This is a genomic window from Protofrankia sp. CiP1_Cm_nod4, from assembly GCF_982290645.1.
This window is the reverse complement of record NZ_CEVIVC010000245.1, coordinates 1-3,831: the sequence shown is the minus strand read 5'-3', so window position 1 is coordinate 3,831 and position 3,831 is coordinate 1. Positions and strand designations below refer to the sequence as shown.

Genomic DNA, 3,831 nt, shown 5'->3' with positions numbered 1-3,831 from the left:
CCCGGCGGCTACCCACCGCCCCACCGGCCGGACGAGCACTACCAGCGGGACGAGCGGGGACGGCTGGCGGAACCGGCCCGGCCGCCCGCAGGACGGCCGGCGGACCGGGGACGTCCCGCGGGCGGCCGGGCCGGGAAGGCCACCGGGCGCAAGGCGATGACCCTCGGCCGGGCCAGCGGCACCATGGCGATCGGTACGGTGGCCTCCCGGGCGTCGGGGTTCCTGCGGACGGTGGCGATCGCCGCGGCGATCGGCACCGGCGCGGTCGGGGACGCCTACAACGTCGCCAACACCACCCCGAACATCCTCTACGACCTGCTGCTCGGCGGGGTGCTGTCCAGCGTGATCGTGCCGGTGCTGGTCCGGGCGGCCAGGGAGGACCCGGACGAGGGCGAGGCGTTCGCGTCCTCGCTGCTCACCCTGGTGGTGCTGGGGCTCGGTGTCATCGTGGTGGCCGCGACGCTGGCCGCGCCGGCCATCATCGGCGTCTACCTGGCCGCCGGCGGCGCCGAGCAGGATCTCGCCGTGACGTTCCTGCGGTGGTTCCTCCCGCAGGTGATCTTCTACGGGCTGGGCGCCACGATCGGGGCGATCCTCAACGTCCGCCAGTCGTTCGCCGCGCCGATGTTCACGCCGGTGCTCAACAACCTGATCGTGATCGCGACCTGCGTGGCGTTCATCTTCGTGCCCGGGCCGCGCCCGCCCACGGTCGGCGGGATCAGCGACACCCAGATCACCGTCCTGGCCGCCGGCACCACCCTCGGTGTCGTGGTCATGACGCTCGCGCTGCTGCCGTCGCTGCGGGCGGCCGGCTTCCGCTACCGGCCGCGGCTGGACCTCACCCACCCCGGGCTGCGCCAGGCGGTGCGCCTGGCCGGCTGGACGCTGCTCTACGTGGCGATCAGCCAGCTCGGCTACCTGGTCATCGTGCGTCTCGCCAGCTCCACGACGGCGTACACCGTGTACACGTACGGGTACCAGATCTTCCAGCTCCCCTACGCCATCGTCGCGGTGTCCGTGATCACCGCGCTGTTGCCGCGGATGAGCGTGCATGCCGCGGACAACCGTCGCGACCTGGTCCGCCAGGACCTGTCCACCGGGACGCGGCTGGCGGCGGTGGTGATCGTGCCGGCGGCACTCGCGCTGCTGGCGCTGGGCCGCCCGGTCGCGGTCGCGCTGTTCAACCACGGCGCGGTCAGCTACGCCGAGGCCCTGCGCATCGGGGACACCCTGGCCGCGTTCGCCGTCGCCCTGGTGCCGTTCTCCCTGTTCCAGGTGCAGCTGCGGGTGTTCTACGCCCACCAGGACAGCCGGACCCCCGCGCTGGTCAACATGGGGATCGTCGCCACCAACATCGCCGGCGCGGCGGCACTGAGCGCGCTGCTGCCCGACCGGCTGCGGTCGGTGGCGCTGGCGCTGGCCTTCGCCGTGTCCTACCTGGTCGGGGCCGTGGTCTCCTCGGTCCTGCTGCGGGGCCGCCTGGGCGGTATCGACGCCAGCCGGACCGCCCGCATGCTCACCCAGGTGACCATCGCCGGCGGGCTGGGCGCGGTCGTCGCCGCGGGGGTCTGCGCCCTGGTACGAGAGGTGCTCGGCCGGGGCTGGCTCGGTTCGGGCGTGAGCGTCGTGCTCGCCTGCGCGGTGGGGCTGCCCGTCTACCTGGTGGCCATCGTCCGGATGCGGCTGCCCGAAATGGCCGCGCTCGCCACAGCCGTCCGGGGCCGGTTCGGTGCACGATCGACACACTGATCCCGACTGATCCCGGCTACAACCGACACAGCGCCCGGGCGCTCCCCCAAAGGCTCGTACACTGAACAGGCTGCATCCGGCTACGACAGTCGGACGCGTCGGCGATGACGGAGGCACTGTGGTCGACGGGCACAACCGACCGCCACAGGTCGACGTCGATAATGACGTGACGAGCAGCGCGACCTGGAAGGCCGGCACCGTGGCGGTACCGGCGTCCCCCGACGCCACCGGCCCGATGGATCCCCCCGGGCCCCCCACCCTGCCGGTCAGCACCGTGCTGGACGGCAGATATCAGCTTCTGTCGGTCATGCACGCACGTGGGCCGGTCACCCTGTGGCGCGGTGACGACCGGATCCTCGCCCGGCCCGTCGCCGTCCGTGTGGTGCAACACACCGGCACCGGCGCGCGCGACTCCGCGGCCCTCGACCGTGCCGCCGAGATGCTGCTGTCGGCCGCCATCGGCTCCGGCCGGCTGGTGCACCCGGGCGCGGCATCGACCTACGACGCCACGTCGACCACCACCGAGGCCGGCCGCGTCTCCTACGTGGTGAGCGAATGGGTGGAGGGCCGCTCCCTGCAGGCGCTGTCCGCGCAGCGGCCGCTGCGCCCGGACCAGGCCGCGACCGTCCTGCTCGCCGTCGCCCGGGTGCTCGCCGCCGCCCACGAACGCGGCATCCACCACGGTGACCTGCGCGCCAGCGACGTCATCGTCTCCGGCCACGGCATGGTCAAGGTCGTCGACCTCGGCACCGGCTCGGTCGTGGCGGCGCTGGAGAAGGGCGCGCACAGCCAGGCCGAGCCCTGGGCCGGCTCCGTCGGCGCCGCCGAGGACGTCCGGGCCATGGGCGGTCTGCTCTACGCCGCGCTGACCGGGCACTGGCCGTTGGACCGCGGCGACACCGGGCTCCCCCCGGCGGCAAGGACCGACGACGGCCAGGTGCGCTCGCCACGGCAGGTCCGCGCGGACGTCCCCCCGGACCTTGACGCGCTCACCCTGGCCGCGCTCGGGGACGACCGTGCCCACCGGCCGGCGATCACGTCCGCGGCCGAGCTCGCCGAGGCGCTCGAGGATCTCGCCCCCGCGGACGGCACCCTGGATCTCGGCCGGGTCCGGTTCGACGACGAGCCGTCGCTGACCCGGACCATGACCACGGGGCCCTCGACCGCCGGTTACACCGTGGACGGGTCCGATGCGGACCACTACGACGTGGCGGGCTCCTACGGCCCGCCGGGGAGCGCGGCGTACCCGCCCGGCGGCGGCCATCGCGGCGGCTACCAGGACGGCCGGGCTCGCCAGGACGACGGCCGCTTCCCGGCGGACCAGCCCCGCCGCGACCGTTCCGCTCCCGCCCTCGGGACGCCCGGCTTCCTCGGCGACTACCCCCCGGACGAGCGGGGCGCCCGGCGCTCGCGCGGCCCGCGGCCGCGCCGCAGGCTGCTGCTCGTGGCCGGGTTCATCGCCACCATCGCGGTGGTCGCGGTGACGGTGACGTCGGTCGCGCTGACCCGTGACACCGGCCGGAAGGCTCCGGCCGCCCCGTCCGCGGCCCCGTCCAGGACCGCCCCGGCCGGTACCGGTACGCCGCTGCCGGCCCCGAACGTGCTGGCCTTCGACCCGCCGCCCGGGCAGAACGGCGAGAACGACGCGGAGGCCCCGAAGGCCATCGACGGCAACCCGTCCACCGTCTGGACGACGGAGGGCTACAACAACACCGACGGCCGGCAGTTCGGCGGGCTGAAGTCCGGGGTGGGTCTCCGGCTGGACTTCGGCCACCCCGTCACCATCAGCCAGATGACGATTGCTTTTGGTTTCGGCCCTACCGCGTTCGAGCTGCGTGCCGGTGACGCCGCCGTGAACGACGCCAGCGCCTACAGCGTGGTCCTCCCCGAAACCCTCGCCACCAACACGACCGTGTCCGTCCCGGAGGCGGCCGCCCACCGGTACTGGGTCGTCTGGCTGACCAAGCTGCCGACGGTGGACGACGGCCGGTTCAAAGGCGCTGTCACGGACGTCTCCTTCCGCTCCTGACCAGCGGGAAGACGCCGTCCTGGCCAGGCTCTCGCCGCCCCGTGACCCCCGCC

Annotated in this window: 2 protein-coding genes; both read left to right on the top strand. The window is 74.0% G+C overall.

Annotation, left to right across the window (positions count from 1 at the left end):
* The coding region (murJ, locus tag AC5LSR_RS23620; protein WP_493469053.1) for a murein biosynthesis integral membrane protein MurJ at positions 1 to 1,749 on the top strand (1,749 nt) is incomplete at its 5' end.
* A gap of 118 nt (positions 1,750 to 1,867) precedes the next feature.
* Positions 1,868 to 3,778, top strand: coding sequence for a protein kinase family protein (locus AC5LSR_RS23615; protein ID WP_250287226.1), 1,911 nt, complete (start codon positions 1,868 to 1,870; stop codon positions 3,776 to 3,778).
* Positions 3,779 to 3,831: the final 53 nt, after the last annotated feature.